Genomic DNA, 25,205 nt, shown 5'->3' with positions numbered 1-25,205 from the left:
CCGGGCGGCCGACTGAGGCCGCTACCCCCGACGCACTGCCCCCGGCCTGGCCGGAGCGGGCAGCGTGGGGCACGGCCACGAAACTGCGTGCCTGGCAGCAGGCCGCGATGACCAGGTACTTCACCGAGCACCCCCGCGACTTCCTCGCGGTGGCCACCCCCGGCGCCGGCAAGACCACCTTCGCCCTGTCGGTGGCGGCCGAACTGCTGGGCCGCCGTCAGATCGACCGGGTCATCGTGGTGGCGCCCACCGAGCACCTCAAGACCCAGTGGGCCCAGGCGGCCTCCCGGGCCGGGATCCCGATCGACCCCACCTATTCGGCCGGTCAGGGCAAGACCTCGGCGGACTTCGTCGGCGTGGCCGTGACCTATGCGGGTGTGGCGGTCAACCCGCTGGCGATGCGGATCCGCACCGAGCGGTTCAAGACCCTGGTGATCCTCGACGAGGTGCACCACGCCGGCGACGCGCTCTCCTGGGGTGAGGGGGTCCGCGAGGCGTTCGACCCGGCCGCGCGGCGACTCGCCCTCACGGGTACGCCGTTCCGGTCCGACGTGAACCCGATCCCCTTCGTCACCTACGCCCCCGGCGACGACGGCATCCCCCGCTCGGTGGCCGACTACACCTACGGGTACGCGGACGCGCTCAAGGACCACGTGGTCCGCCCCGTGCTCTTCATGGCGTACTCCGGTGAGATGGCCTGGCGGACCCGCGCCGGCGACACCCTCTCCGCCTCGCTGGGGGCGCCGCTCACCAAGGATCTGTCCCAGCAGGCACTGCGGGCGGCACTGGACCCGAAGGGCTCCTGGATGCCGGCGGTGCTCGAGGCCGCCGACAAGCGGCTCTCGGAGGTACGCCGGCACGTCCCGGACGCCGGTGGTCTGGTGATCGCGACCGACCAGGACTCCGCGCGCGCCTACGCCAAGATGCTCAAGGGGCTCACCGGCACGGCCGCCACCGTGGTGCTCTCCGATGAGAAGGCCGCCTCGAAGAAGATCGACACCTTCGCCAAGAACGAGGACCGCTGGATGGTCGCGGTCCGGATGGTCTCCGAGGGAGTCGACGTCCCGAGGCTGGCGGTGGGGGTCTATGCCACCACGACCTCCACGCCGCTGTTCTTCGCGCAGGCGGTCGGTCGTTTCGTCCGGTCCCGCTCACGCGGCGAGACCGCCTCGGTCTTCCTGCCCTCGGTCGCGAACCTGCTCGGGTTCGCGAACGAGATGGAGGTCGCGCGCGACCACGTGCTGGGCAAGAAGGTCACCGACGAGAACGACCTCTTCGCCGAGGAGGACGGCCTGCTCGCCCAGGCCAACGCCAGTGAGGCGGCCAGCGCCGAGGAGGCCTTCGGTCCCTGGGAGGCGCTGGGTTCGGAGGCCCGGTTCGACCGGGTGCTCTTCGACGGCGGCGAGTTCGGCCATGAGGGCGAGGTGAAGGTCGGGTCGGAGGAGGAGATGGACTTCCTCGGCATCCCCGGCCTGCTGGACGCCGACCAGATGCGTGACCTGCTGCGTCAGCGGCAGAGCGACCGCGCCCGCAAGCAGAGGCCCGCGGCCGCAGCCCCGGAACGCACTGCGTCCGAGGCGGCCGCCGACTCCCTGGCCGACGTTTCCGCCCACGAGCAACTGGCGGTGCTACGTCGCGAACTCAACGGGCTGGTCGCCGCCTGGAACCACCGCACCGGCCAGCCGCACGGGGTCACCCACTCGGCGCTGCGCAAGGAGTGCGGCGGCCCCGCCGCGGCGGTCGCCAACGGCGACCAGTTGCGCGCCCGGATCGACCGGATCCGCGACTGGGCCGCTCGCCGTACCTCGTGACCCGCGCACCGGGACGGGGCGTCGGAGGACGTCCCATCCCGGTGCCGAGTCGGGTCGAGCGTGGCGGAGACACGCTCGCGCCGAGGGATCAGTCCAGGTCGGCGAGGGCGAGGTCCTCGGCCTCTTCGGCCGAGCGGGCCGTCGGGGCCTCGCCGTGCAGGGCGCGGGTGACGACGCGGTAGCCGCAGGCCAGCAGGACGACGCCGAGGGCGACGGAGGCGGCGCCGAACCAGAAGGGGGCGTGCAGGTCGACGTTCTCGGCCAGTTTGAGGGCGACGTAGGGGCCGACCGCGCCGCCGGTGAAGCGGACGAACGAGTACGCCGCCGAGGCGACCGGCCGCTCGACCGGGGCGGAGCCCATCACGGCCTCGGTGACCAGGGTGTTGGTGATGCCGAGCAGTGCGCCGGCGGCGACGATGCCGAGCACCACGACCGGTTCGTGCATCGCACCGAGCGCCATCATCGCCAGATCGAGCGCGAACAGCGCGAGGACGCCGACCAGGCAGGGCACGGTGCCGAACACCCGCTGCACCAGCGGGGCGACCCACACCGAGGTGATCGCGAGCAGGATGCCCCAGCCGAAGAAGGTCCAGCCGACCTGCATGATGTCGAAGCTGGGCAGGGCGAACGGGCCGGCCGCCATCAGGGTGAAGAAGCCGATGTTGTAGCAGATCGCGACCAGGGCGAGGATCAGCAGGGCGCGATGCCGAAGGGCCCGGAACGGATCGAGGATCGAGGTACGCCGGCCGGTCGCCGGGGTCTTCGGGAGCAGGAACGCGGTGGCCACCAGGGCGAGGCACATCAGGCCGGCCACGCCGAAGAAGGGGGCCCGCCAGGAGTGCTCACCGAGGAAACCGCCGACCAGCGGCCCGGCGGCGATGCCGAGACCCAGGGCGGCCTCGAAGAGGATGATCGCCTGGGCGACCGAGCCGGTCGCGGCGCTGACGATGGTCGACAGCGCGGTGGCGACGAACAGGGCGTTGCCCAGCCCCCAGCCCGCACGGAAGCCGATCACGGCGCCGACGGAGTCGGACATCCCGGCGAGGGCGGAGAAGACGATGATCAGCGCCAAGCCGGCCAGCAGGGTCCGCTTGGCACCGATCCGGCTGGAGATCACGCCGGTGATCAGCATGGACACGCCCATCACCGCCATGTAGCTGGTGAACAGCAGGGACACCTGGCTGGGGGTGGCCTCGAGTTCGGCCGCGATCTCCTTGAGGATCGGGTCGACCAGGCCGATCCCCATGAAGGCGATCACGCAGGCGAAGGCGACCGCCCAGACCGCGCGGGGCTGCTTGAGGATGGACTGTTTCGTCGCGGGGGAGGGCCCCGTGCTGGTGGCGGGGTCGGTGGCGCTGTCGCTCACTTGTTTCCTTTCTCGGTCCGGGTCTCGGCCGCCGTCGCGGCGGGCTGAGGCTCGATCAGGTCACGCAGGAGCGCCACGGTGGTGGCCAGCTCCTCGGCGGTGTGGTCGGTCGGGACCAGTCGCTCGCGCAGCAGCCGGGAGACACCGGCCCTGGTGGTGGCGAGGGACTCCCGGCCCTGGTCGGTCATCGTGATCAGGCTGCTGCGGGCGTCCTCGGGGTGCGGCGTCCTGCTCACCAGGCCGCGCTCGACGAGGTAGGCGATCTGCCCCGACATGGTCGGCTGGGAACAGCCGTCGAGCCGGGCGAGCGCGGTGATGCCCTGGGGCCCTTCGGCGTCCAGGATCGAGAGCACCCGGGAGCCGGCCGGCAGGTCGAGCTCCCGGCGTAGCAACCGGACCAGGCGGACGGCGTAGATCGCGAGGTCGCCGGTCGGGTCCGGCGTCGCGCCGCCCGTCGGGGAGGCGGAGCGGTCGGGCTCACTGGGCTGGGTCACCTCATCACTATGCATAGGTTCCCTATATAAAGTCCACCTGAGAGAATCGTGAAGGTGACCACATGGATCGCCTTCCTGCGCGCCATCAACCTCGGCAGCACCCGCAAGTTCCCGAAGGCCGACGTCATTGCGAGCGTCGAGCGCGCCGGCGGGGCCGAGGTGGCGACGTACCTCAACACCGGCAACGTTCGGGTCGACCTGGACACCGGGGAGCGGGCCGAGGCCGAAGCCCTGCTGGAGGAGTCCTTCGCCGCGGACCGCGGCTTCGAGGTGCCGACGGTCTGTTTCACCCCGGCGGAGCTGGCCGGGGTGGCCGAGGACGCGGAGCGGCTCGCCGCCGAGCTCGACTGGTCGGGGCGGCGCTACGTCTCACTGCTCAAGCGCGATCCCGAGCCCGAGGCGATCACCGCCTTCGAGGCACGCTGGAACGGCGCCGAGGTCGGCCGGATCCGCGGCCGCGGCGTCCACCTGCTGCTGGGCGAGGACTTCCACACCAGCAAGCTCACCAACGCACCGGTGGAGAAGGTGTTCGGCGTCTCCACCAACCGCAATGTGACCGTGATCGGCACCCTGGCCCAACGGTGGTGCGGCCGGTCCTGAGTCGGTTCGGCCCGCCCGGCAGCCGGGTGGGCCCGGGGCCGGATTCAGGCCCGGGCGAGATGACGCACGGCCGGGCTGGCGAGGGTCAGGACGCAGATCGTGACGTAGGCCAGGCCGGCGAGGAGGAGCACCTCGGACATGCCGTGGGCCGCGGCGAGCGGGCCCATCGCCAACTGGCCGATCGGGATGGCGACGAACGAGCCCAGTTGGTCATAGGAATAGGCCCGGGACAGCATGTCCTGCGGGACGTTCTCCTGCATCGCCAGGTGCCAGCCCAGGCTGAAGGTCTGGACGCCGAAGCCGGCCAGGAACGTACTGATGAGCAGCGGCCAGGTGGAGGGCCACAGCGCCAGGACGATCATCGGCAAGCCGTACAGGATGTTGCCCAGCACGCCCACCACCAGCGGACGCTGCAAGGACCAGCGCATGAAGATCAGGGTGGCGGCCAGGGCGCCGACAGCCTGGGCGGACAGGGCCAGGCCCCAGCCCCCCTCGCCGATCCCGGTCTGGGTCGCGCGTGCCGGACCGAGAGTGGTGATGCCGCCCTCGTGCAGGGCGTTGAGGATCGCGAAGGCGCCCACCATGAGCCACAGCCAGGTGGTGGCCCGGAAGTAGCGCCACCCGTCGCGCAGTTCGGCGACCATGCTGGCGCGCACCGCGGCGGGCGGCGGGATGCGCACGGGGATCAGCAGGGCGGCCGAGAGCAGCCAGGTGAGGGAGTCGACGGCGAGCGCCCAGCCGGGCCCGACCGTGACGACGAGCAGGGCCGCGAGGCTCGGCCCGAGGATCATCAGGGACGCCCGGGTCAGCGAGAGCAGCACGTTCGCCTGTTGCAGGAGTTGCCGCGGGACCAACTGCGGCACGAGTCCCATCAGCGCCGGCATCGCGGCTGCCGAGGCCACGCCGTTCAGCGCGGACAGAGCGACCAGGTGCCAGATCTCGGCGTTGCCGGTGAGCATCAGAAGCGCGATGCTGCCCTGGGTCAGGCCGGAGAGGATGTTGGAGGCCTGGATGACCCGGCGACGGCCGAAGCGGTCGGCGATCACACCGCCGGCGAGCAGCAGCGCCACCATCGGGACCATGTGCGCCGCCAGCACCGCGCCGAGGGCTCCGGGGGCGTCGGTCAGCGCGAGGACGCCGAACGCCAGGGCGACCGGTGCCATCGTGTGCCCGGCCTGGTTGACGGCGCGAGCGCCGAAGTACCAGGCGAAATGGGGTACGCGAAAGGGTGCCAACGCCGAGATCGATGCCACTCGCGGACCCTAACCGCAGTTACACCCGCGCGGGGCGGCCGTTGGCGGATCGTTATAGAGCTGGATCGGCTGCCTCTACGGCCGGAGCGGCTCGGGGACACGGGGGAGGGACACGGGGGACGGACACGGGGGACGGCCGGGCCGGCAGCCGCCCCGCCCGCGTCGGCCTCACCCGATCAGGACCCCCGCCGTGCGCATCTCCTCGACCGCGCGCTCGGTGGTCTCCTCGGCGACCCCGGCGCACAGGTCGAGTCGGAGGGTGGTCCGGAACCCCTCGCGGACGGCGTCGAGGGCGGTGGCGCGGACACAGTGGTCGGTGGCCAGACCGCACACGTCGAGGGCCTCGATCTCCCGGGCGCGCAGCCAGGCGGCCAGCCCGGTGCCCCCCTCATCGACCCCTTCGAAGCCGGAGTAGGCGGCGGTGTACTCGCCCTTCCGGAAGATCGCGTCGAACGGCTCCGGGTCCAGGTTGGGGTGGAACCGCTCGCCCTCCGTGCCGACCTGGCAGTGCACGGGCCAACTGGTGCGGTAGTCGGGCTCCCGGGCGAAGTGGTCGCCCGGGTCGATGTGGTGATCCTTGGTCGCCACGACGTGGTCGTAGGCAGGCACCTCAGGCGCGCCCGCGGACCACGCGTGGATGAGCGCGGCGATCGCGTGCGCCACCCCGGCCCCGCCTCGGACCGCCAGGGACCCGCCCTCGCAGAAGTCGTTCTGCACATCGACCACGATCAGTGCCCGCTTGGTCATTCCCCGAATGTAGTGGACGGCGGTGACGGCCCGACCCGGTCGGCGACCGTGTCCTAAGACTGCGAGCGGTCCGGACGGTCCGCTTCGTGGGCGACGCTGTGGAGGCGGTCAGGCGAAGACCGTGTCGATCGCCGGCTCGCCCCGGCTCATCGCGTGGATGGCGAGGGGGAGCTCGGCGCGGGCGGCCTGGTGCCGGGCCCTGGCGGCGTCGAGGGGCTCGCGGCCGACGACCTCGCCGGACCGGACCAGGGGGCTGAGCAGCGGCCGGTCATCCTCCTCGCCCACCGGGGGAGTGCCGACCCCGATGATCTCGGCCTCGGCGACACCGGCGGCCGAACGCCGGCGCAGCGCGAACTTGCGCCCACCGACGGAGGCCTTGTCCTTGCTCTTCTTGGCCACCGGCTCGAGTTCGCCGGAGGCGCCCTCGCGGGCGACCAGCTTGTAGACGAAGCCGGCGGCCGGGTGGCCACTGCCGGTGACCAGCTGGGTGCCCACGCCGTACCCGTCGACCGGCGCCGCGGCCAGGGCCGCGATGGCGTACTCGTCCAGGTCGCTGGTGACGATGATCCGGGTGTCGGTGTTGCCGAGGTCGTCGAGCTGGCGGCGCACCTGGACGGCGAGCGCGGCCAGGTCGCCGGAGTCGATCCGCACCGCGCCGAGCTCGGGACCCGCCACCTGGACCGCGAGCCGCACCGCCCCGGCGACGTCGTAGGTGTCGACCAGCAGGGTGGTGCCCCGACCCAGTGAGTCGACCTGCGCGCGGAACGCCTGCTCCTCGGTGTCGTGCAGCAGCGTGAAGCTGTGTGCGCTGGTGCCGGCGGTGGGGACGCCGTACCGGGCGCGGGCCGCGAGATTGGAGGTCGAGACGAAACCGGCGATGTACGCCGCGCGCGCGGCCGCCACCGCGGCCTGCTCGTGGGTGCGGCGCGACCCCATCTCGATGCACGGTCGTTCGCCGGCCGCGAGCGTCATCCGGGAGGCCGCCGAGGCGATCGCGGAGTCATGGTTGTAGATCGAGAGCAGCAGGGTCTCGAGCAGGACGGCCTCGGCGAAGGTGGACTCGACCACCAGCAGCGGTGAGTGCGGGAAGTACATCTCGCCCTCGGGATATCCCCAGATGTCGCCGGAGAACCGGTACTCGGCCAGCCGGTTCAGCGTCGGTCCGTCCAGCACCTCGGCCAGCACCGCCAGTTCGGCATCACCGAAGGTGAAGGATTCCAGTGCCTCGAGGGCGCGCCCGACACCCGCCACCACGCCGTACCTGCGGCCCTCGGGAAGCCTGCGGGGGAAGAGCTCGAAGACCGCCCGGCGGTCGGCCGTGCCTGCCGCGAGCGAGGCCTGGAGCATGGTGAGTTCGTAGTGGTCGGTCAGCAGCGCGGTGCTGTCGGCCGCTGGTCCGGACGGGGGGACGGTCACGGGGACAGTGTGGCAAGCCGCGTCGAGATGCGCTCGCAGCGGTGTGGAACCATGGGCGGCATGTCCGCTCCCAGCCCCACCGAGGTCGCTCCGACGGAGCAGGAGAGCCCGGTCACCGATCCGTTGGTGGCGTCGACCAGTCCGTGGGTGACGATCGTGTGGAACGACCCGGTCAACCTGATGTCCTATGTCACCTACGTCTTCCAGTCCTACTTCGGCTACGCCAAGAAGAAGGCGGAGAAGCTGATGCTGGAGGTCCACCGGGACGGGAAGTCCGCGGTGAGCTCGGGGAGCCGCGAGGAGATGGAGCGCGACGTCCAGGCCATGCACGAGTTCGGGCTGTGGGCCACGCTCGAGAAGCAGGGGAGCTGATGACGGGGTTCGCGCGGCACCGCCGGAGCAAGAGGGTCATCGCGACCTTCACCGGGTTCGAGGCCGACCTCCTGCGTTCCCTCGCCGGACAGCTGGTCGAGTTGCTCCGCAACGAGGCCGCCGTACCGGAGGAGCGTGACCCGCTCGAGGCGATGCTCGACTTCACCGGCCCCACCACCGAGCCGGAGGACCCGGTGCTCGCCCGGCTCTTCCCGAGCGCCTACCCGCACGACGACGAGGCGGCCGCGGAGTTCCGTCGCTTCACCGAGGGCACCCTGCGGGACGGGAAGGCGAGGGCGGCCAGCAGCATCATCGACGCCCTCGAGGAGGCCGGCCTTCCGGCCGAGCTCGACGACGACGGGTTGATGATCGACGTCGAGCTCCCCGAGGAGGAGGCCCAGGTGTGGCTGCGCTCCTTCACCGACCTCCGCCTGGCGCTGGCCACCAGGCTGGGCGTCGAGGAGGACGACGAGGCCCGCTGGGCGACGATGCCGGAGGACGACCCGCGCAACCAGGCACACGACATCTACGAGTGGATCGGCTACCTGCAGGAGACCCTGGTCCGGGCGCTGATGCGCTGAGCGCGCAGATCGGAGGGGCGGCCCGGGCCGGGTCCGCGCCGGACGACCGTACCCAGGTCCGTCCCGGGTCGCCCTCGCTCAGGCTGGTCCTGGCGCGCGCCGCAGGAGGTGCGTGACCAGTTCGCGGAGCTCGGCCTCGGCGGGTACCGACTGCTCGAAGACCACCCGGTAGAGCACGTACCCGGTCCAGCTCTCGAGGATCAGTGCGACGGGCAGGTCCGCGGGGAGTTCCCCGCGCTCGATCCCTCTGCGGAGCAGGGCGTCACCGGGCTCCTGGCGGGCGCGGAGGATGGCGTCGAGATCCCGGCGCCCCGCTTCGCCGCGTTCGGCCAGCGCCCCTGCCACGACGGTGGGGTCCCCGAGCAGGGTGAGGGTGTGCAACAGCTCGCTCACGTGCGCGAGGGCGTCCTCGACGACGTCGCCGGTGTCCGGTGCGGAGGACGGGGCGAGTCGATCCGCGACGGCCTCGGTGATCACCGCGGCGCGGTTGGGCCATCGTCGGTACACCGTCGTCTTGGCGACGCCGGCACGCGCGGCGATGTTCTCCATGCTGACCCTCTGGTAGCCCAGCTCGCCGACCAGGTCCCGCGCTGCGCGCAGAATGCGAGCGTCTGCGTCCGTGGATCGCGGGCGGCCGCGCGTCCCGCCCCGCGCCTGGGGTCGGTCCTGCGGTCGGTCCTGGGGTCGGTCCTGGGGTCGGTCCTGCGGTACGCCGCGCGGCTCGCCCGCCGACCCATCCCGGTCGCTACGGCGCTGGGTCGACCCCATCGGTACTCCCTCGTCTCGTCGGTCACAGTGCGGAATGACGATACGCTACGACGCGTTTCGAATATCGTCGCGAACGCGGCGTCAGAGACAGAGGAGGAGTCATGCAGGACCGTTTCACCGACAAGGTCGTTCTCATCACGGGCGGAGGATCGGGGCTGGGTCGCTCAGCCGCGCTCGCCGTGGCAGTCGAGGGAGCCAAGCTCGCCCTGGTCGACGTGAGCGAGGCGGGGCTGGCCGAGACCGCGGCCGCCGTCCGTGAGATCGCCCCCCAGGCCGAGGTGCGCGAGATCCTCGCCGACGTGAGCAAGGAGGAGGACGTCACCCGCTACGTCTCCGAGACGGTCTCCGCCTTCGGACGCGTCGACGCCTTCTTCAACAACGCCGGCATCGAGGGCAAGCAGAACCTCACCGAGGACTTCGGCAGCGAGGAGTTCGACAAGGTGGTGGCGATCAACCTCCGTGGGGTCTTCCTCGGTCTCAAGCACGTGCTGCCGCTGATGCGCGAGCAGGGCTCCGGCAGCGTGGTCAACACCGCGTCGGTCGGTGGGATCCGCGGCGTCGGCAACCAGTCCGGCTACGCCGCCGCCAAGCACGGCGTGGTCGGCCTGACCCGCAACTCCGGGATCGAATACGGCCGGTTCGGGGTCAGCGTCAAGGCGATCGCGCCCGGCGCCATCATGACTCCGATGGTGGAGGGCTCGCTCAAGCAGATCGACCCGGAGAACTGGGAGGAGGTCGGCCGCCAGTTTGTCAGCGTCAACCCGATGAACCGGTTCGGCAGGCCCGAGGAGGTGGGCCACCTGGCCGCCTTCCTGCTCTCCGACCAGGCCGGATTCATCAACGCAACGGTGATCCCCATCGACGGTGGTCAGTCCGAGAAGTACTGAGGCCCGCCGGCGCCTGCCCGGGGCTGTGACATCCCTCATGCCCCCTGGGATGTCCGGCCCCCGGGCATCGCCGTACCCGTCCGGCCCACCGCCTAGGCTGGGCGCGTGCTGACCATCGACCAGGCGACCTACGACGCGATCGTCGCGCACGCCAAGCGCGACCACCCCGACGAGGCCTGCGGCATCGTCGCCGGGCCCGAGGGCAGCGACCGGCCGGAGCGCTTCATCGAGATGGTCAACGCCGCCGGGAGTCCCACCTTCTACGAGTTCGACAGCACCGAGCTGCTCGAGCTGTACAAGCAGATGTGGGATCGCGACGAGGAGCCGGTGATCGTCTACCACTCCCACACCGCGACCGAGGCCTACCCGAGTCGCACCGACATCGGGCTGGCCAGCGAGCCGAACGCCCACTACGTCTTGGTGAGCACCCGGGAGCACGGGAATAACGACGGCCCGGTCGAGTTCAGGTCGTATCGGATCGTGGAGGGCGTGGTGACCGAGGAAGAGGTCGCCGTCGTCCCCGGGCTCGCAGCCTGACCCACCCCCGACCCCCAGCCCAACCAGTCACCGAGGAGAAGTCCCCCATGGCCATCGAGGTCCGCATCCCCACCATCCTCCGCACCTACACCGGCGGAGAGAAGGCCGTCACCGGCGCCGGGGACAACCTGAGCGCGCTGATCGACGACCTCGAGGCGAACCACCCGGGCCTCAAGGAGCGGCTGATCGAGAACGGCGACCTGCGCCGCTTCGTCAACGTCTACGTCAACGACGAGGACGTCCGCTTCATCGGCGGCCTCGAGGCCGAGCTCACCGACGGCGACCAGGTCGTCGTGCTCCCCGCCGTCGCCGGCGGCTGCTGACCTCCGCCCCCGGTTCCGCGCCGGCCTCGGCCGGCGCCGCCGGGGGACCGGCCGACCTCACCCCAGGATGCCGCGCTCGTACGCCGTGGCGACGGCCGCGGCACGATCGGTGACCCCGAGCTTCTCGTAGACGTGGCCGAGATGGGTCTTGACGGTGGCCTCGCTGACGAAGAGCTCCTGCGCGATCGCACGATTGGCGCGGCCGCGGGCGACCAGCACCAGCACCTCGCGCTCGCGGGCGCTGAGCTGGGCCGACCGGACGGGTCGGCGTACGTGGGTCGCCAGTCGGGTCGCGACCGTCGGCGAGAGCACGGTCTCACCCTGGGCGGTCGCCCGGACGGCGTCGACCAGCACCGCGGTGGGGGAGTCCTTGAGCAGGTAGCCGGTCGCGCCGGCCTCGATCGCTGCGACCGTGTCGGAATCGGTGTCGTAGGTGGTGAGCACCAGCACGGCGGCGCGCAGACCCCGGCGCTGGAGTTCCCGGACGGCGTCGACCCCCGAACCGCCCGGCATGCGCAGATCCATCACCACCACGTCGGGGTCGAGGGCAGCGCTCGCGGTCACCGCGGCGGGGCCGCTGTCCGCCTGGCCGACCACCTCGAAGTCGGCCACCGCGGAGAGGATGCCGACCACGCCGTCGCGCACGATCGGGTGGTCGTCCACCACCAGGATCCGGATCATGCCGCGCCCCTGTCCAGGGCCGGCAGGCGGAGGGAGACCGCGGTGCCGCCGCCCGGCTCGGCCTCCACGTCGAGCGCGCCGGCGAGACGCTCGGCCCGCTGGCGCATCCCGCGCAGGCCGAAGGAGGCCGGGGGTGCCTGCTGGTCCGGGTCGAAGCCGACCCCGTCGTCGCGGACGTCCACGATCACCGACTCGTCGTCGTAGGACAGGGTGACCCCCACCCGATCGGCGGCCGCATGCTTGGCCACGTTCGACAGGGCCTCCTGGGTGACCCGCAGAACCGTGGCCTCGACCTCGGGATGCAGCGGCCGCACGACGCCGGTGACGACGACCTCGGCGCGGGCCGGCTGCTCGGCGTCCCAGGAGCCAACCAGCCCGGTGATCGCCTCGGCCAGACCACTGCCGGTCAGCGGGGCGGGGGAGAGGTCGAGCATGGAGCGCCGGGCCTCGGTGAGCGCGTCTCGGGTGAGCTCGGTGGCCCGGGCGATCCGGCGACCGGAGTCGGGTTCGTCCTGAGCCGCCTGGAGCTGGGCCAGCGCGGCGGCCAGGGACTGGGCGATCCCGTCATGGATCTCCCGCGCCAGCCGCTGCCGCTCCTCCTGTACGCCGGCCGCCCGGGCCTGCGCGACGACGGTCTCCTGGAGCGCGGCGTTCTCCGCGGCGGCCTGCTCCAGTTCGGTGTTGAGTCGCTCCAGTTCGGCGATCATCTCGCCGCGCCGGTCGCTCGTCTCGGCGATGTGGACCGCCCACCTGCTCATCGTCGCCGAGAGACCGAAGTTGACCCCCACGAGGATCACGAAGAGAGCGACGTGACCCACCGATCCGAACGGAACACCGCCGGACTGGCCGAGCGCCAAGATGACCGAGGTCGCCCCGAGCGCGCCCCAGACCGCCCGTCCGCGGAAGTGGTCCTCGGCGTCGATGAAGCCGATCCAGGCGAAGATGCAGAACAGCGGGTTGAGCAGGGTCAGCAGCAGGGCCAGTGCGGTGCGCCCGAGGTAGAACGCGACGCCCTGGGCCCGGCTCGCGCCGTGCCGGTGGATCCAGGTGCCCCAGGCCAGACACGCGAAGGTCACGGCGAGGACGACGAGCTGGGCGATCAGGCGCCACGCCGGCGACGTGGCGCCGGTGTAGGGGCCGGTCAAGAGTGCGACCAGCGTGGCGACCGCGAGCACGACGTAGGGGATGTGGGCGAACAATCGCCCCCACCGCTCCTCGAACGACTCTGTCGGGCTGATCGCGGGGCTCATCGGCATCAGCCTCTCACTCCCAGCGGAAGGCGCGCACCGCGATGAGTGAGAGCGCGGCGGTCCACGCGGCCATCACCCCGAGGTGGATCAGGTCGGGGACCTCGCCCAGGACGGCCTGGTTGAGGGCCTCGGCGGCCGCGCCCATCGGGAAGAACGACACGATCGTCTGGAGGGCGTCGGGCATCGCCTGCACCGGCAGATACACACCAGCGGTGAACATGAACGAGAACATCACCGCCATGCTGAGCACGTTCGCGACCGTTGCGTTGGGTGCCACCGCGCTGATGACGGCGCCGACCGCCATCATCGAGGCCAGCGCGAGCAGGTAGACCAACGCGTAGCCCACCGGAGCCTCAGGCAGGGGCGTACCGAAGGCGACCCGGCCGACGAGCAGGCAGAGCAGGGCGGCCAGGCTGACCACCGCGGCGTGCACGACGACCTGGGCCAGGATCACCCGGCTCGGCCCGAGCGGGGTGGTGCGCAACCGGCGGAGCACCTTGCGCTGCCGGTAGCTGATCAGGAACTCCGGCATCGCCTGGGCGCCCGAGAAGATCATCGAGAGCAGCACCACGACCTGGACGTACAACTCGATCACGCTCTGCCCGCCGAGGTTGGGGTCGGGCTCCCGGAAGGAGGGGATCAGCCCGAGGCCGGCGAGCAGGATGCTGGGGAAGGCGAGCATCCAGAACACGGCGACGGGCTCGCGGGAGAACAGCCTCGCCTCGTTGCGGATGATCGCGGTGGTGGGGGAGCTCATCGGATCTCCTCGACGTCGTCGGTGGACTCGGCCGCGGCGGCGGTGGCGGTCGCGGTGGCGGTGAGGTCCAGGTACGCCGTGTCGAGATTGCCCTCGACCACCCGCAGGTCGCGCGGGCGGACCCCCTGGCGGTGCAGTTCGTCGATGACCTGCACGGCTGCGTCCTCGGTGCCCTGCACGACGATCCGGCCGACCTCGCTGCGCACCTCGCTCACCGTCGCGAGTTCGCGAAGCGCCTGGAGATCGACGGCGACCTCGGCCCGGAAGGTGGTGACGGTGGCCGAGCTGGTGGCTCGGATCAGCGCGTCGGGCGTGTCCAGGGCCGCGATCCGGCCGTGCTGGACGATCGCGATCCGGTCGCACAGCTCCTGGGCCTCATCCATCGCGTGGGTCACCAGCAGCACGGTGACGCCCCGGGTGCGCAGGTCGCGGACGATCTGCCAGACCTCGCGGCGGGCACGCGGATCCAGGCCGGTGCTGAGCTCGTCGAGGACCGCCACCCGGGGGTTGCCGACCAGTGCCAGCCCGATCGAGAGCCGCTGCTGCTGACCGCCGCTCAGCTTTCCGAATCGCCGGTCGACGTGCTCACCGAGACCGAGGTTGTCGGCGAGTCCGGGCCAGGGCACCGGATCGTCGTACAGGGCCGACCACAACTCGAACGCCTCGGAGACCGTGATCTTCTCGGGCAGCTGCGCCTCCTGGAGCTGGATGCCCAGCACCTTGGTCAGGGCGGCGCGGTCGGTCCACGGATCGATGCCGTGGACGCGGACGCGACCGGCGTCGCCACGGCGCAGTCCGGCGATGGCCTCGACGGTGGTCGTCTTCCCGGCACCGTTGGGACCGAGGATGCCGAAGACCTCGCCCTGTCGGACGGTGAAGGAGACGTCCTGGACGGCGACCTTCTCGCCGTACCTCTTGTGCAGTGCGGTGACCTCGACGGCCGCGGTGGTGGTGTGCATACCTCGACCCTGCCAAGCGGCGGCGTCCCGCACATCGGACAGCAGGCTCGAAGGGCCATCCTCCGATCGGTGGATGCGACACTGATCCCATGCGTTTCGACAACCTGCTCGCCTCCGTCGGAGGTACGCCGCTGGTGGGCCTGCCCCGGCTCTCTCCGGGACCCCAGCCGAACGGCTCCGAGGTGCGGCTGTGGGCGAAACTCGAGGATCGCAACCCCACCGGGTCGATCAAGGACCGTCCGGCGCTGCGGATGGTCGAGCAGGCCGAGAAGGACGGCACCCTGCGGCCGGGTTGCACGATCTTGGAGCCCACCTCGGGCAACACCGGGATCTCGCTGGCGATGGCGGCCAAGCTCAAGGGCTACCGGATCGTGTGCGTGATGCCGGAGAACACCTCCGAAGAACGCCGCCAGCTGCTCCGGATGTGGGGTGCCGAGATCGTCTCCTCGCCCGCGGCCGGCGGGTCCAACGAGGCGGTCCGGGTCGCCAAGAGGCTGGCCGTCGAGCACCCCGACTGGGTGATGCTCTACCAGTACGGCAACGACGCCAACGCGCTGGCACACGAGGAGGGCACCGGGCCCGAGCTGCTCGCCGACCTGCCCTCGATCACCCACTTCGTCGCCGGCCTCGGCACCACCGGCACGCTGATGGGCGTCTCCCGGTTCTTCCGCCGGGCCAAGCCGGAGGTCAGCATCGTGGCCGCCGAGCCCCGCTACGGCGAGCTGGTCTACGGACTGCGCAACCTGGACGAGGGCTTCGTGCCCGAGCTGTACGACGCCGAGCTGATCGACCGGCGCTTCTCGGTGGGGCCGCGCGACGCCGTACGTCGGGTGCGGGAGCTGCTCGAGCTCGAGGGGATCTTCGCCGGCATCTCCACCGGCGCGATCCTGCATGCGGCACTGGGCCAGGCGGCCAAGGCGGTCAAGGCCGGTGAGTCCGCCGACATCGCCTTCGTGGTCGCCGACGGCGGCTGGAAGTACCTCTCCACCGGCGCCTACGAGGGCACCATCGACGACGCCGAGGACCGCCTCGAGGGCCAGCTCTGGGCCTGACCCGGCTTCCCCCGCGGAGGCGGCCGCGCAGATCGGGGATCCGCGTCGGGTTCAGCGGTGGACGTCGAGCCGCTGGTCGTGGTTGAACTCGCTGCCACGGACCGAGCGGAGGTCGAGGAAGTCGGCGGCCAGGTCGGCGAGCATGGCGTTGCGGATCGGCTGGCGGCCGCGGTAGTCGGACTGGCGGCGACCGGGCCTGCGGAACTCCGGGTTGATCCGATACAGGTCGGCCCGGCGGATCGAGCGTCCCCACACCAGGAACGGGATGCGGTAGTTGCCCATCCGATCGGCGTCGTGCGCACGCCGTCCCGGGGCGAAGCCATGGTCGGCGGTGAGGATGACCCGGACCTGACGGCGGAGACGTGGTCCGCTGTGGACGGCGCGCAGCATCCGGCCCACCTGAGCGTCGGCCTCACGGACGGCGGCGAGGTACTTCGGTGACATCCCACCGTGGGCGTGCCCGGCCGCGTCCGGAAGGGAGAGATGGACGAAGGTGAAGGCACGTCGCGCGGGACGGAGGTCCGCGATCGCGGCGGTGACCAGATCGGCGTTGTCGTGGTCCACCACGAACCGGCCGATGGGCCAACTGCGGTCGAAGAGGGAGAACTTGTCCTTGGCCGCGAACAGGGCGGTGCGGCCACCGGCCCCGTGGACCCGGCTGAAGATCGAACCCACCCGGTGCCCGGCCGCGCGGTGCACCGTGCTCCCGGGGCGATCGTGGTTCCAGGTGACCCCGTGCCCGCCACGGTCGGCGTCGACCCGGCGGCCGGTGAGCATCCCGGTGTGGTTGGGGAGGGTCACGTACGTCTCGCGGGCGGTGCGGGCGTTGAGGGTGCCGGCACCGTGGCCGAGCATCCGGTGCAGCGCGGGAGCCCCGCCGCGGCCCAACCGCCGGATCGCCTGCACGCTCAGCCCGTCGACCGACACGGCCAGGACACGCACGCGCGGACCCGAGCGGCCCGTTCCCGAACCGGACGAACGCGGCGCATCGATCCGCGGCACCCCGGCAGAGGCGGATCCGGCGCCCTCGGCCTGCTGGCTCGACCGTGCGCCGCCCTGCGGGGCGCCGGGGGCGGAAGGGGAATCCGCATCGGCGCACCCGGCGGAGGCCAGCGAGGCCACAGTGGTCAGGGCGATGGCTGCGGTCGTCGTACGTCGGGGGCGAACGGCCATGGACCCGACGCTACCGCCGCCCTCGCCGGCCGGACCAGGACTCCGGGCGGTCCGGCACGGACGGGCGGCGGGCAGCACGTGACGACGGTCTCGCGTCATGTCGGTCACCTCGGGATGCGCCGGTAGGGCCGCCTTCCCTAGCCTGGGTTCCGTGGAATCCCCCGGCCTGCCACCTCGTGCCGACCTCGACGTCGACGCACCGATCGGCATCTTCGACTCCGGCTTCGGCGGCCTGACCGTGGCCCGGTCGGTGATCGACCAACTGCCGCACGAGTCGGTGCTCTACGTCGGTGACACCGCGCGGGCGCCGTACGGCCCCAAGCCGATCGCCGAGGTGCGCGAGTACGCCCTGGAGTGCCTCGACCATCTGGTCGAGCAGGGGGTCAAGGCCCTGGTGATCGCCTGCAACTCCGCCTCGGCGGCGATGCTGCGCGACGCCCGCGAGCGGTACGACGTCCCGGTGGTCGAGGTGATCCTGCCGGCGACCCGGCGCGCGGTGGCGGCCAGTCGGACCGGCCGGATCGGGGTGATCTGCACGCATGCCACCGCGGAGTCGATGGCCTACGACGACGCGTTCGCGGCCGCTCCGCACGTCGAGCTGAGCACCCGGGTGTGTGCCCGCTTCGTCGATTTCGTGGAGGCGGGCATCACCGGCGGTGACGAACTGCTCGCCTCCGCGCACGAATACCTCGACCCGCTGACCACCGCGGGAGTCGACACGCTGATCCTCGGTTGCACCCACTACCCGTTGCTCACCGGCGTCATCTCCTATGTGATGGGAGACAACGTCACCCTGGTGAGCAGTGCCGAGGAGTCGGCCAAGGAGGTCTACCGGATGCTGGCAGCGACCGGACGGATGCGGGAGAGCGGTGAGCCGTCCTACCGGTTCTGGACGACGGGGGCGCCGGAGGCCTTCGAGACGATCGGCCGGCGGTTCCTCGGCCAGGAGATGGTGGCCGCCTCCCAGTTCGCCGGGGGGCTGGCATGAGCGCCGACCCGCGCGGCTGCTCGCCCGCCACGGATCGGGGATCCCGATGAGACTCACCGTGGTCGGCTGCTCCGGCTCCTACCCTGGTCCCCAGTCGCCGGCGTCGTGCTATCTGCTCCAGGCCGACGGGGTCGACGCCGAGGGACGCAGTCGCACCTGGTCGCTGGTGCTCGACATGGGCAACGGCGCGCTCGGCCTGCTCCAGCGTTACATCGACCCACTCGCCGTCGACGCCGTCCTGCTCAGCCATCTGCATGCCGACCACTGCGTCGACATGACCAGCTACTACGTGCTGCGCAAGTACCACCCCTCCGGCACCCAGCCCAGGATCCCCGTGTGGGGACCGCAGGGCACCGCCGGCCGGCTGGCCAACGCCTACGACCTCCCACGTCGCCCGGGGATGCGGGAGGAGTTCGAGTTCCACCGCTACGACGAGCAGGGGACCGGTTCGTTCACCCTCGGCCCGTTCGAGATCACCGCGGCCGAGGTGGACCACCCAGTGCCGGCGTACGGCCTGCGGATCAGCGCGGAGGGCCGCACCCTGGCCTACAGCGGTGACACCGGTCCCACCCCCGCGCTGCTCGATCTGGCCAAGGGGGCCGATCTGTTCCTGGTCGAGGCCTCCTTCCGGGAGGGCGACGACAACCCGCCCAGCCTGCACCTCACCGGTGCCGAGGCCGGGCAGTACGCCACCGAGGCGGTCTCCAAGCGGGTCGTGGTCACCCACGTGCCGCCGTGGCACGACGCCGCCGAGATCCTCGCCGAGGCTAAACAGACCTACTCCGGACCCATCGAGCTGGCCCGGAGCGGGGCCGTCTACGAGATCTGAGGTAGCTCGCGCGAGCCGACCAGCGCGCGGCAGCGAGGCGTGGCGGCCGGTGCACGATCTCCCTGGAACGCACCGGCGAAGCGCCGACACCCGCGTGCCGACGGAATCAGAGCAGCCCGGCGTCGTGCACGCAGATCGCGATCTGCACGCGGTTGGTCGTGCCGAGCTTCTCGAACAGCCGGGAGACGTGCGCCTTGACGGTGGGCACCGACAGGTAGAGGCGGGCCGCGATCTCGGCGTTGGAGAGCCCCTCGCCGACCGCGAGGGCGACCTCGCGTTCCCGGTCGGTCAGGGCGGCCAGCCGGGATTGCGCCGACCGGAGCCGGTCGTCGGTGTCCGGGTCGTGCCGCACCCGTCCGATCAGCGCACGGGTGGCGGAGGGGGAGAGCATCGGGTCACCGGCGGCCACCGTGCGGATCGCCTCGACGATTTCGGCGGGCGAGGTGTCCTTGAGCAGGAACCCGTCGGCGCCGGCCGCGACCGCGCTGACGACGTGCTCATCCGCGTCGAAGGTGGTCAGCACGATGATCCTCGGCGGGGAGGGCTCGCGCTGCAGTCGGCGGGTCGCCTCGAGCCCGTTGAGCCGGGGCATCCGGATGTCCATCAGCACCACGTCGGGCCGCACCCGGGGGATGAGCGTCATCGCCTCGGCCCCGTCGGGGGCCTCGCCGACCACCTGTAGGTCGGGCTGGCCACCCAACATCAGTCCGAGGGCCGACCGCACCAGCGGATCGTCGTCCACCACCACCACCCGCGTGGGTCGCTGTTCGCTCACGACGCCCACGGTATCCAGGCACGCAGGATGAACAGGTCACCGTGCCGCCCGTGATCCAAGGAGCCGCCGGCAAGGGTGGCCCGCTCGGTGAGGCCGATCAGCCCGAGCCCGGCACCCGGCGTACCCGAGTGGAAACCGAGCGGGTTGCGTATCTCCAGCTGGACGCCGTCCTCGGGCGAACCCGTCAGACTCACCGTGACGCGGCTCCCCGGGGCATGCTTGCGAGCATTGGTGAGCCCCTCCTGCACCAGGCGGTACAGCGTCCGACCGGTGGGGTCCGGGAGGTCCGGGGCGACCCGGTCGACCACGTCGACACTCATGCCGGCGGTGCGGGCCTCCTCGATCAGCCGGTCGAGGTCGGCGTAGGTCGGCTGCGGGGCGAGTTCGCCGTGGTCGTCGCGGAGGACGCCGAGCACGGTGCGCAGATCGGTGAGGGCCTCGTGCGACTTCTGCCGGACCAGCCCGATGCCGTGCCGCAGTTCATCGGCGGAGAGGTCCTCGCGGAACTCCATCGCGCCCGCCTGGACGGCGATCTGCGAGATCCGGTGGGCCAGTACGTCGTGCATCTCGCGAGCGATCCGACGCCGCTCGGTGGCCCGTGCCTGCGCCACGCGGAGCCCCTGCTCCGCCTCGGCGGTCTCGGCACGGTGCCGGAGCGTCCAGACCAGTTCGCGGCGGGAGCCGATGAACATGCCCCAGCCGATCATCGCGGCGGTGAGAAGGGCGTTGAACAGCATGTCGAACCAGACGGGATCGTCGGCGTCCCTCGGCTGGATCCAGTAGAACGCGGTGCCCGAGAGGAAGGAGACCGCGGCGGCGAGGACGAGCTCGCGGCTCCTGCGCCGGGTGGCCACCGAGACCGTCGCGAGTACGGCGGGCCCGGACGCGATCGGGCTGAAGATCGACAGGAGGTTGACACCCACCGCCACCACGAGGGGGTGGGTGCGCCGCCACCGGAGCACGCCGTAGGAGGCCACCCCCGTCACCGCTCCCACCCAGAACCACAGCGGGTGGCGCTCGGCCTGGTAGAACGCCAGTTCGATCGTCGCCAGGATGGAGATGGCGACACACCCGCCGAGCCGGCCGAGGGCACCCCACCAGCGGATCGGCGGCTGGTAGTCGGGCACCGTGGACACGGCTCGACCCTAGTGTCCTCGGTAGGCGGCGAGGGAGAGTCCCGGGACGGCCGCCACCCCCTACCGAAGTCGGAGAGGATCCACACCTGGGTCCGATGCCCGGAGCCATCGGGTCGGTCAGGATGGATGCATGATCAAAGTCGAAGGAGTGACGAAGGTCTACGGCGGCTTCACCGCCGTCGACGACGTGAGCTTCGTGTGCCAGCCCGGCCGGGTGACCGGGTTCCTGGGGCCGAACGGCGCGGGCAAGTCCACCGCGATGCGGATGATGGTCGGGTTGACCCCGACCACCCGGGGCCGCATCACGATCGGCGGCCACGCCTACACCGACATCCCGAACCCCGCCCGGCACGTCGGCGTCCTGCTGGACGCGTCGGCCCAGCACAAGGGGCGCAGCGGTCGCGAGATCCTCAACCTCGCGGCCATCACTCTCGGTCTGCCCAGCTCGCGGGTCGACGAGATGCTGGACCTGGTCTCACTCTCGCCGAAGGAGTCCAAGCGCCGACTGAAGAACTACTCACTCGGCATGATGCAGCGCCTCGGCATCGCTCACGCCCTCCTCGGCGACCCGGAGGTGCTCATCCTCGACGAGCCGGCCAACGGGCTCGACCCGGCCGGCATCCGGTGGATGCGCGACCTGCTCAAGTCCTACGCCGACCGTGGCGGCACCGTGCTGCTCTCCTCGCACCTGCTCAACGAGGTGGAGCTGATCGCCGACGAGATCATCCTGATCGGCCGGGGCCGGATCGTCGCCCAGGGCACCAAGAAGGAGCTCCTCTCCCGAGACGGTCAGGAGACGGCGTACGTCACCGCCGTGGACAACGCCGCCTTCGCCGCGGAGCTGGCCCGGCGCGGCTTCCCGGTGGAGATCGCCGGTGACGGCCTGGCGGTCGGCACCAGCCCGCTCGAGGTCGGCCGGGCCGCCGCGGAGAGCCAGACCGTGCTCACCGACCTGCGCAGCGCCAGCACCGGTCTCGAGGACCTCTTCCTCGAGCTCACCGCCGACACCCAGCGCGAGAGCGCCGTCGCCGTCCAGCCCGCACCGGCCACCGTCGGGACGTCCAACGAGGGAGTCGCCTGATGTCCACCACCGCCTCCGCCCCGCTCCACATCGACACCACGCCGACGGCGCCCATCCCGTTCCTCCGGCTGGTCCGGGTCGAGTGGCGCAAGATGATCGACACCCGTGGTGGGCGCTGGCTGCTCGCCATCACCGCGGCGCTCGTGCTGCTGGCCTTCGGGCTGACCCTCCTGGTGGTCGGCCTGGACGACGCGGTCGTGAGCGCCGGCGTCTTCGCCCAGGTGATGGCCGTCCCCCTCTCCCTGCTGCTCCCGGTGCTGGCGATCCTGATCGTCACCAGCGAGTGGAGCCAGCGCACCACGATGGTGACCTTCGCCTTCGAGCCGCACCGGTTGCGCGTCGTGCTCGCCAAACTGGTGGCGGTCGTGTGCCTCGCGCTGGTCACCCTCGTGCTCGCTCTCGCCCTGGGAGCGCTCGGCACCGTGGTCGGTGCCGAGATGATCGGCGGCGAGCCGATCTGGGATCTCGGCTGGAACGACGTGGCCTGGCTGACCGGCCTCCAGTTGGTCTACCTGGTGATGGGCTTCGCGCTCGCCCTGCTCTTCTTGAACACGCCGAGCACCGTCGCGGTCTACTACGTGGCCTCGCTGCTCCTCCCGTACATGGTGTGGGGCATCCTGTTCAGCCTCTTCGACTGGGCCCAGACGCTGCTCCCGTTCCTCGACATCACCTACGCGGTGACGCCGTTCCAGACCGGCAATGACGTGATGGGACAACCCGTCGACACCGGGTTCTTGGAGGTGCTCCAGTTGCTCAGCGCGCTGACCATCTGGGTCTTCGGTCCGCTCGTGCTGGGCACCCTTCGGGTGCTGCGCTCCGAGGTGAAGTAGCTCCCGACCGGCTCGTACGGCGCCACCCCGACCCCGGGGTGGCGCCGTTCTTGCTTAGGCTGGCGTCATGACGATTCCTGCTGCCGGACGTGCCGACGGGCGCGCCGACGACGAGCTCCGCCCGATCAAGATCACCCGCAACTGGCTCGACCACGCCGCCGGTTCGGTGCTGGTGGAGTTCGGCCGTACCCGCGTGTTGTGCGCCGCCTCGGCCTCCGAGGGCGTGCCGCGCTGGCGCAAGGGATCTGGGCTGGGCTGGGTCACCGCGGAGTACGCCATGCTGCCGGCCGCCACCAACGAGCGCTCCCAGCGCGAGTCGGTCAAGGGCAGGATCGGCGGCCGCACCCACGAGATCTCCCGGCTGGTCGGGCGGTCGCTGCGCGCGGTGATCGACTACCAGGCGCTCGGCGAGAACACCATCCAGCTGGACTGCGACGTGCTCCAGGCCGACGGCGGCACCCGCACCGCGGCCATCACCGGGGCCTACGTCGCCCTCGCCGACGCGGTCGCGCACCTGCGGTCGACCGGCGCGATCACGGGCGAGCCGCTCACCGGCTCCGTGGCCGCCGTCTCGGTCGGCATCATCGACGGAACGCCGCGGCTTGACCTGCCCTACGAGGAGGACGTGCGAGCCGAGACCGACATGAACATCGTGATGACCGGCGCCGGTTCGTTCGTGGAGGTGCAGGGCACCGCCGAGGGCGTCCCGTTCGACCGGTCCGAGCTCGACGCGCTGCTCTCGCTGGGGGAGAAGGGCTGCGCCGACCTCACCGTGCTGCAGCAGGCCGCACTGGCCGAGACCGCCGCGAGCTGACCGCACCATGGCCTCCATCCACGTCGCCTCCCGCAACGCCAAGAAGATCCACGAGATGGAGCGGATCCTGGCCGAGCACCTGCCGGCGGTCCAGGTCGTCGGGCTCGACGACGTCCCCCACTACGACGAACCGGTCGAGGATGCCGCCACCTTCGAGGGCAACGCGCTGATCAAGGCCCGGGCCGGATACGCGGCGACGGGTCTCCCCACCGTGGCCGACGACTCCGGTCTGTGCGTCGACGCGCTGAACGGCATGCCGGGGGTGCTCTCGGCCCGCTGGTCGGGTCGCCGCCGCGACGCGGCGAGCGGCGTGGAGGTGAGCGGTGTGGTGGTGAGCGGCGAGGCGGACGAGGCACGCGCCGGCCAGGACGAGCGCAACAACCGGCTCCTGCTCGACCAGCTCGCCGACGTGCCCGACCAGCGCCGCGGTGCCCACTTCACCTGCGCGATCGCGTTCGTGCACGGGCCGTCGGAACGCGACGCGATCCTGGTCGAGGGTCGGATGCCCGGGCAGGTGATCCGGGAGACCCGCGGCGAGGGCGGCTTCGGCTACGACGTCCTCTTCGTCGCCGACGCCCTGCCCACCGGCACCACCGCCGAGCTCACCCGCGACCAGAAGGACGCGATCAGCCACCGCGGTCATGCCCTGCGCGAGATCGCCCCCCTGATCGCGGGTGTGCTGGGCGGGTGAGACCGCCGCGGACGTTTCCCCGGTGAACCGGGGAAAGGTGCGCTTCCAGGCCGAAAACCGCCCAACAAGTGCACCTTTCCCCTGGGTCGTGTGTCGCGTGGGACACCAGAGACAGCCGGCCGAGGCCACCAGTAGCCTCCCGAGCATGGCGTTGTACCCGGAGGCGAAGAAGGCGGTGGCCCAGGCGGCGGGCGAGCCGGAGGTGTGGAAGGTGGACATCGAGTCCGCTCGCGCCGCCGCCCGGCTACAGGCGCGTAGCGAGGCGAGGGAACACGTCGCGGAGGTCCGTGACCTGGAAGCGGCCGGGGTGCCGGTGCGGCTCTTCGTGCCCGAGCACTCCCGGCCCGGCGTCGTCGTACACCTGCACGGAGGCGGGTTCGTCTTCAACGACGTGGAGGTGCACGACGCGGCCGCGCGCAAGCTCGCCAATCGCACCAGGCTGCGGGTGCTCTCGGTGGACTACCGCAGGCCGCCGGAGCACCCCTTCCCGGCGGCCCCGGACGACGTCGACGCGGTGCTGGGGTGGCTGGCCGAGGACGCCGAACTGGGCGGGATGGCGACCCACGTCCACGGCGACAGTGCCGGCGGCAACCTCGCCCTGGTCGCCGCGCTGCGCAACCCGGACAGGTTCGCCGGCCTGGTGCTGATCTATCCCTTCCTCGATCCCGAGCAGGGCTTCGACTCCTACCGCACGGCGGCGGACGGCTTCGACCCCGCGGAGGCCGCCTGGTACTGGCAGCAGTACGCCGCCAACGAGGCCGACCTCCGCGACCCCGACCTTGCCCCGCTGCTCTCGGACCGGCTGCACACCCTGCCGCCGACCCTGGTGGTGACCGCCGAGCACGACCCGCTGCGGGACGAGGGCGAGCACCTCGCCGCCCTGCTCGCGGAGGCCGGCGTACCCGTCCTCGGCACCCGCATCCTGGGCAACGTGCACGGCTTCTGGCGGCACGGCGAGGTGTTCCCGGCAGCGGAGAACGTGCTCGCGCAGACCGCCGCGTTCCTCGCCGCCCACCCCCGGGTGGAACACTGAC

28 protein-coding genes are annotated in these 25,205 nt (G+C 71.5%); 15 read left to right on the top strand and 13 right to left on the bottom strand.

Features of this window, described 5'->3' with window-relative positions; genetic code table 11:
* The first annotated feature begins 107 nt into the window (after positions 1-107).
* Positions 108-1,811 carry a DEAD/DEAH box helicase gene (locus G515_RS0103810; RefSeq protein WP_245565186.1) on the top strand — a complete coding sequence of 568 codons (1,704 nt, stop codon included), beginning with the start codon at positions 108-110 and terminating at the stop codon, positions 1,809-1,811.
* Positions 1,812-1,899: 88 nt separating this feature from the next.
* Here the strand turns inward: G515_RS0103810 and G515_RS0103805 are convergent, their stop codons facing one another.
* Positions 1,900-3,177 (bottom strand): MFS transporter, encoded by a 1,278-nt coding sequence (locus G515_RS0103805; protein WP_051217817.1) that lies wholly within the window; start codon positions 3,175-3,177, stop codon positions 1,900-1,902.
* The gene (locus tag G515_RS19370) at positions 3,174-3,671 is read right to left on the bottom strand and encodes a MarR family winged helix-turn-helix transcriptional regulator (protein ID WP_211220927.1); all 498 of its coding nucleotides are present in this window, start codon (positions 3,669-3,671) and stop codon (positions 3,174-3,176) included. Before G515_RS19370 ends, G515_RS0103805 begins: the two co-directional genes overlap by 4 nt.
* A 54-nt stretch (positions 3,672-3,725) precedes the next feature.
* Here G515_RS19370 and G515_RS0103795 point away from each other — a divergent pair, with 54 nt between their 5' ends.
* Positions 3,726-4,271 carry a DUF1697 domain-containing protein gene (locus tag G515_RS0103795; protein ID WP_028659078.1) on the top strand — a complete coding sequence of 182 codons (546 nt, stop codon included), beginning with the start codon at positions 3,726-3,728 and terminating at the stop codon, positions 4,269-4,271.
* Positions 4,272-4,315: 44 nt separating this feature from the next.
* On the opposite strand, the gene G515_RS0103790 is transcribed toward G515_RS0103795, so the two are convergent.
* The 3 genes from G515_RS0103790 to G515_RS0103780 form a co-directional block, all read right to left on the bottom strand.
* Positions 4,316-5,524 (bottom strand): MFS transporter, encoded by a 1,209-nt coding sequence (locus G515_RS0103790; RefSeq protein ID WP_051217815.1) that lies wholly within the window; start codon positions 5,522-5,524, stop codon positions 4,316-4,318.
* 168 nt (positions 5,525-5,692) lie between these two features.
* Positions 5,693-6,271, bottom strand: coding sequence for a nicotinamidase (locus tag G515_RS0103785; RefSeq protein WP_028659076.1), 579 nt, complete (start codon positions 6,269-6,271; stop codon positions 5,693-5,695).
* Positions 6,272-6,379: 108 nt separating this feature from the next.
* The gene (locus G515_RS0103780; protein WP_028659075.1) at positions 6,380-7,687 is read right to left on the bottom strand and encodes a nicotinate phosphoribosyltransferase; all 1,308 of its coding nucleotides are present in this window, start codon (positions 7,685-7,687) and stop codon (positions 6,380-6,382) included.
* A 60-nt stretch (positions 7,688-7,747) separates the two neighbouring features.
* On the opposite strand from G515_RS0103780, the gene clpS reads away from it, so the two are divergent.
* Together clpS and G515_RS0103770 are read left to right on the top strand one after the other, a co-directional pair.
* The gene (gene clpS, locus G515_RS0103775) at positions 7,748-8,059 is read left to right on the top strand and encodes an ATP-dependent Clp protease adapter ClpS (RefSeq protein WP_211220926.1); all 312 of its coding nucleotides are present in this window, start codon (positions 7,748-7,750) and stop codon (positions 8,057-8,059) included.
* Entirely contained in the window at positions 8,059-8,640 is a 582-nt protein-coding gene (locus G515_RS0103770) for a DUF2017 domain-containing protein (RefSeq protein WP_028659073.1), read from the top strand. The genes clpS and G515_RS0103770 overlap by 1 nt, the downstream gene beginning before the upstream one ends.
* Positions 8,641-8,718: 78 nt before the next feature.
* Here the strand turns inward: G515_RS0103770 and G515_RS19365 are convergent, their stop codons facing one another.
* On the bottom strand, positions 8,719-9,408 hold the full coding sequence (locus G515_RS19365; protein ID WP_084653018.1) for a TetR/AcrR family transcriptional regulator: 690 nt from the start codon (positions 9,406-9,408) through the stop codon (positions 8,719-8,721).
* A 101-nt stretch (positions 9,409-9,509) separates the two neighbouring features.
* On the opposite strand from G515_RS19365, the gene G515_RS0103760 reads away from it, so the two are divergent.
* The 3 genes from G515_RS0103760 to G515_RS0103750 all read left to right on the top strand — a co-directional run bounded on the left by G515_RS0103760 (position 9,510) and on the right by G515_RS0103750 (position 11,155).
* Complete coding sequence (locus G515_RS0103760; protein ID WP_028659072.1) at positions 9,510-10,295, top strand: SDR family oxidoreductase; 786 nt, start codon at positions 9,510-9,512, stop codon at positions 10,293-10,295.
* A 105-nt stretch (positions 10,296-10,400) separates the two neighbouring features.
* A complete protein-coding gene (locus tag G515_RS0103755) occupies positions 10,401-10,832 on the top strand; it encodes a M67 family metallopeptidase (RefSeq protein WP_028659071.1) in 432 nt (143 codons plus the stop codon).
* Between the two features lie 47 nt (positions 10,833-10,879).
* On the top strand, positions 10,880-11,155 hold the full coding sequence (locus tag G515_RS0103750; protein ID WP_028659070.1) for a MoaD family protein: 276 nt from the start codon (positions 10,880-10,882) through the stop codon (positions 11,153-11,155).
* 57 nt (positions 11,156-11,212) lie between these two features.
* Here G515_RS0103750 and G515_RS0103745 read toward each other — a convergent pair whose 3' ends face one another.
* The 4 genes from G515_RS0103745 to G515_RS19360 are packed head-to-tail and all read right to left on the bottom strand — an operon-like array spanning position 11,213 to position 14,802.
* Positions 11,213-11,836, bottom strand: a complete 624-nt coding sequence (locus G515_RS0103745) for a response regulator (RefSeq protein WP_028659069.1) — start codon at positions 11,834-11,836, stop codon at positions 11,213-11,215.
* Positions 11,833-13,086, bottom strand: coding sequence for a sensor histidine kinase (locus G515_RS0103740; protein WP_157570976.1), 1,254 nt, complete (start codon positions 13,084-13,086; stop codon positions 11,833-11,835). Before G515_RS0103740 ends, G515_RS0103745 begins: the two co-directional genes overlap by 4 nt.
* 13 nt (positions 13,087-13,099) lie before the next feature.
* Positions 13,100-13,843 carry an ABC transporter permease gene (locus tag G515_RS0103735; RefSeq protein ID WP_028659067.1) on the bottom strand — a complete coding sequence of 248 codons (744 nt, stop codon included), beginning with the start codon at positions 13,841-13,843 and terminating at the stop codon, positions 13,100-13,102.
* Positions 13,840-14,802 carry an ABC transporter ATP-binding protein gene (locus tag G515_RS19360; RefSeq protein WP_051217813.1) on the bottom strand — a complete coding sequence of 321 codons (963 nt, stop codon included), beginning with the start codon at positions 14,800-14,802 and terminating at the stop codon, positions 13,840-13,842. The genes G515_RS0103735 and G515_RS19360 overlap by 4 nt, the downstream gene beginning before the upstream one ends.
* A gap of 89 nt (positions 14,803-14,891) precedes the next feature.
* Between G515_RS19360 and G515_RS0103725 the strand changes: the two genes are divergently transcribed.
* Positions 14,892-15,854, top strand: coding sequence for a PLP-dependent cysteine synthase family protein (locus G515_RS0103725; RefSeq protein ID WP_028659066.1), 963 nt, complete (start codon positions 14,892-14,894; stop codon positions 15,852-15,854).
* A gap of 51 nt (positions 15,855-15,905) precedes the next feature.
* Here the strand turns inward: G515_RS0103725 and G515_RS0103720 are convergent, their stop codons facing one another.
* Positions 15,906-17,027 (bottom strand): alkaline phosphatase family protein, encoded by a 1,122-nt coding sequence (locus G515_RS0103720; RefSeq protein WP_169570418.1) that lies wholly within the window; start codon positions 17,025-17,027, stop codon positions 15,906-15,908.
* A gap of 151 nt (positions 17,028-17,178) precedes the next feature.
* On the opposite strand from G515_RS0103720, the gene murI reads away from it, so the two are divergent.
* Positions 17,179-18,015 carry a glutamate racemase gene (gene murI / locus G515_RS0103715; RefSeq protein WP_051217811.1) on the top strand — a complete coding sequence of 279 codons (837 nt, stop codon included), beginning with the start codon at positions 17,179-17,181 and terminating at the stop codon, positions 18,013-18,015.
* A 46-nt stretch (positions 18,016-18,061) separates the two neighbouring features.
* On the top strand, positions 18,062-18,844 hold the full coding sequence (locus G515_RS0103710; RefSeq protein WP_028659063.1) for an MBL fold metallo-hydrolase: 783 nt from the start codon (positions 18,062-18,064) through the stop codon (positions 18,842-18,844).
* Positions 18,845-18,950: 106 nt separating this feature from the next.
* On the opposite strand, the gene G515_RS0103705 is transcribed toward G515_RS0103710, so the two are convergent.
* Both G515_RS0103705 and G515_RS0103700 read right to left on the bottom strand, forming a co-directional pair.
* Positions 18,951-19,547, bottom strand: a complete 597-nt coding sequence (locus G515_RS0103705) for a response regulator (protein ID WP_245565208.1) — start codon at positions 19,545-19,547, stop codon at positions 18,951-18,953.
* Positions 19,548-19,615: 68 nt separating this feature from the next.
* A complete protein-coding gene (locus tag G515_RS0103700; RefSeq protein ID WP_028659061.1) occupies positions 19,616-20,755 on the bottom strand; it encodes a sensor histidine kinase in 1,140 nt (379 codons plus the stop codon).
* Between the two features lie 130 nt (positions 20,756-20,885).
* On the opposite strand from G515_RS0103700, the gene G515_RS19355 reads away from it, so the two are divergent.
* From G515_RS19355 to G515_RS0103675, 5 genes are all read left to right on the top strand, one after another.
* Complete coding sequence (locus G515_RS19355) at positions 20,886-21,836, top strand: ABC transporter ATP-binding protein (RefSeq protein ID WP_051217807.1); 951 nt, start codon at positions 20,886-20,888, stop codon at positions 21,834-21,836.
* Positions 21,836-22,666, top strand: a complete 831-nt coding sequence (locus tag G515_RS0103690; protein WP_051217805.1) for a hypothetical protein — start codon at positions 21,836-21,838, stop codon at positions 22,664-22,666. Before G515_RS19355 ends, G515_RS0103690 begins: the two co-directional genes overlap by 1 nt.
* A 67-nt stretch (positions 22,667-22,733) precedes the next feature.
* Positions 22,734-23,480, top strand: a complete 747-nt coding sequence (gene rph, locus G515_RS0103685; protein ID WP_036553847.1) for a ribonuclease PH — start codon at positions 22,734-22,736, stop codon at positions 23,478-23,480.
* A 7-nt stretch (positions 23,481-23,487) separates the two neighbouring features.
* The gene (locus G515_RS0103680; protein ID WP_028659058.1) at positions 23,488-24,171 is read left to right on the top strand and encodes a non-canonical purine NTP pyrophosphatase; all 684 of its coding nucleotides are present in this window, start codon (positions 23,488-23,490) and stop codon (positions 24,169-24,171) included.
* Between the two features lie 145 nt (positions 24,172-24,316).
* Positions 24,317-25,204: an alpha/beta hydrolase gene (locus G515_RS0103675; RefSeq protein ID WP_028659057.1), complete on the top strand. Its 888-nt coding sequence runs from the start codon at positions 24,317-24,319 to the stop codon at positions 25,202-25,204.
* Position 25,205: the final 1 nt, after the last annotated feature.

It is taken from the genome of Nocardioides insulae DSM 17944, from assembly GCF_000422825.1.
GTDB classification, from domain to species: domain Bacteria; phylum Actinomycetota; class Actinomycetes; order Propionibacteriales; family Nocardioidaceae; genus Nocardioides; species Nocardioides insulae.
This window is presented reverse-complemented; position numbering and strand designations above follow the sequence as displayed.

Excerpts from the sequence above, each read along its gene's own strand:
- G515_RS0103675 (WP_028659057.1), top strand. The coding sequence starts at position 24,317 with ATGGCGTTGTACCCGGAGGCGAAGAAGGCGGTGGCCCAGGCGGCGGGC.
- G515_RS0103725 (WP_028659066.1), top strand. The coding sequence starts at position 14,892 with ATGCGTTTCGACAACCTGCTCGCCTCCGTCGGAGGTACGCCGCTGGTG.
- G515_RS0103760 (WP_028659072.1), top strand. The coding sequence starts at position 9,510 with ATGCAGGACCGTTTCACCGACAAGGTCGTTCTCATCACGGGCGGAGGA.
- G515_RS0103770 (WP_028659073.1), top strand. The coding sequence starts at position 8,059 with ATGACGGGGTTCGCGCGGCACCGCCGGAGCAAGAGGGTCATCGCGACC.
- G515_RS0103710 (WP_028659063.1), top strand. The coding sequence starts at position 18,062 with ATGAGACTCACCGTGGTCGGCTGCTCCGGCTCCTACCCTGGTCCCCAG.
- G515_RS0103735 (WP_028659067.1), bottom strand. The coding sequence starts at position 13,843 with ATGAGCTCCCCCACCACCGCGATCATCCGCAACGAGGCGAGGCTGTTC.
- G515_RS0103740 (WP_157570976.1), bottom strand. The coding sequence starts at position 13,086 with ATGAGCCCCGCGATCAGCCCGACAGAGTCGTTCGAGGAGCGGTGGGGG.
- G515_RS19365 (WP_084653018.1), bottom strand. The coding sequence starts at position 9,408 with ATGGGGTCGACCCAGCGCCGTAGCGACCGGGATGGGTCGGCGGGCGAG.
- G515_RS0103680 (WP_028659058.1), top strand. The coding sequence starts at position 23,488 with ATGGCCTCCATCCACGTCGCCTCCCGCAACGCCAAGAAGATCCACGAG.
- G515_RS0103745 (WP_028659069.1), bottom strand. The coding sequence starts at position 11,836 with ATGATCCGGATCCTGGTGGTGGACGACCACCCGATCGTGCGCGACGGC.
- G515_RS0103705 (WP_245565208.1), bottom strand. The coding sequence starts at position 19,547 with ATGTTGGGTGGCCAGCCCGACCTACAGGTGGTCGGCGAGGCCCCCGAC.
- G515_RS0103785 (WP_028659076.1), bottom strand. The coding sequence starts at position 6,271 with ATGACCAAGCGGGCACTGATCGTGGTCGATGTGCAGAACGACTTCTGC.
- G515_RS0103720 (WP_169570418.1), bottom strand. The coding sequence starts at position 17,027 with ATGGCCGTTCGCCCCCGACGTACGACGACCGCAGCCATCGCCCTGACC.
- G515_RS19360 (WP_051217813.1), bottom strand. The coding sequence starts at position 14,802 with ATGCACACCACCACCGCGGCCGTCGAGGTCACCGCACTGCACAAGAGG.
- G515_RS19355 (WP_051217807.1), top strand. The coding sequence starts at position 20,886 with ATGATCAAAGTCGAAGGAGTGACGAAGGTCTACGGCGGCTTCACCGCC.
- G515_RS0103810 (WP_245565186.1), top strand. The coding sequence starts at position 108 with ATGACCAGGTACTTCACCGAGCACCCCCGCGACTTCCTCGCGGTGGCC.
- clpS (WP_211220926.1), top strand. The coding sequence starts at position 7,748 with ATGTCCGCTCCCAGCCCCACCGAGGTCGCTCCGACGGAGCAGGAGAGC.
- G515_RS0103690 (WP_051217805.1), top strand. The coding sequence starts at position 21,836 with ATGTCCACCACCGCCTCCGCCCCGCTCCACATCGACACCACGCCGACG.
- rph (WP_036553847.1), top strand. The coding sequence starts at position 22,734 with ATGACGATTCCTGCTGCCGGACGTGCCGACGGGCGCGCCGACGACGAG.
- G515_RS0103750 (WP_028659070.1), top strand. The coding sequence starts at position 10,880 with ATGGCCATCGAGGTCCGCATCCCCACCATCCTCCGCACCTACACCGGC.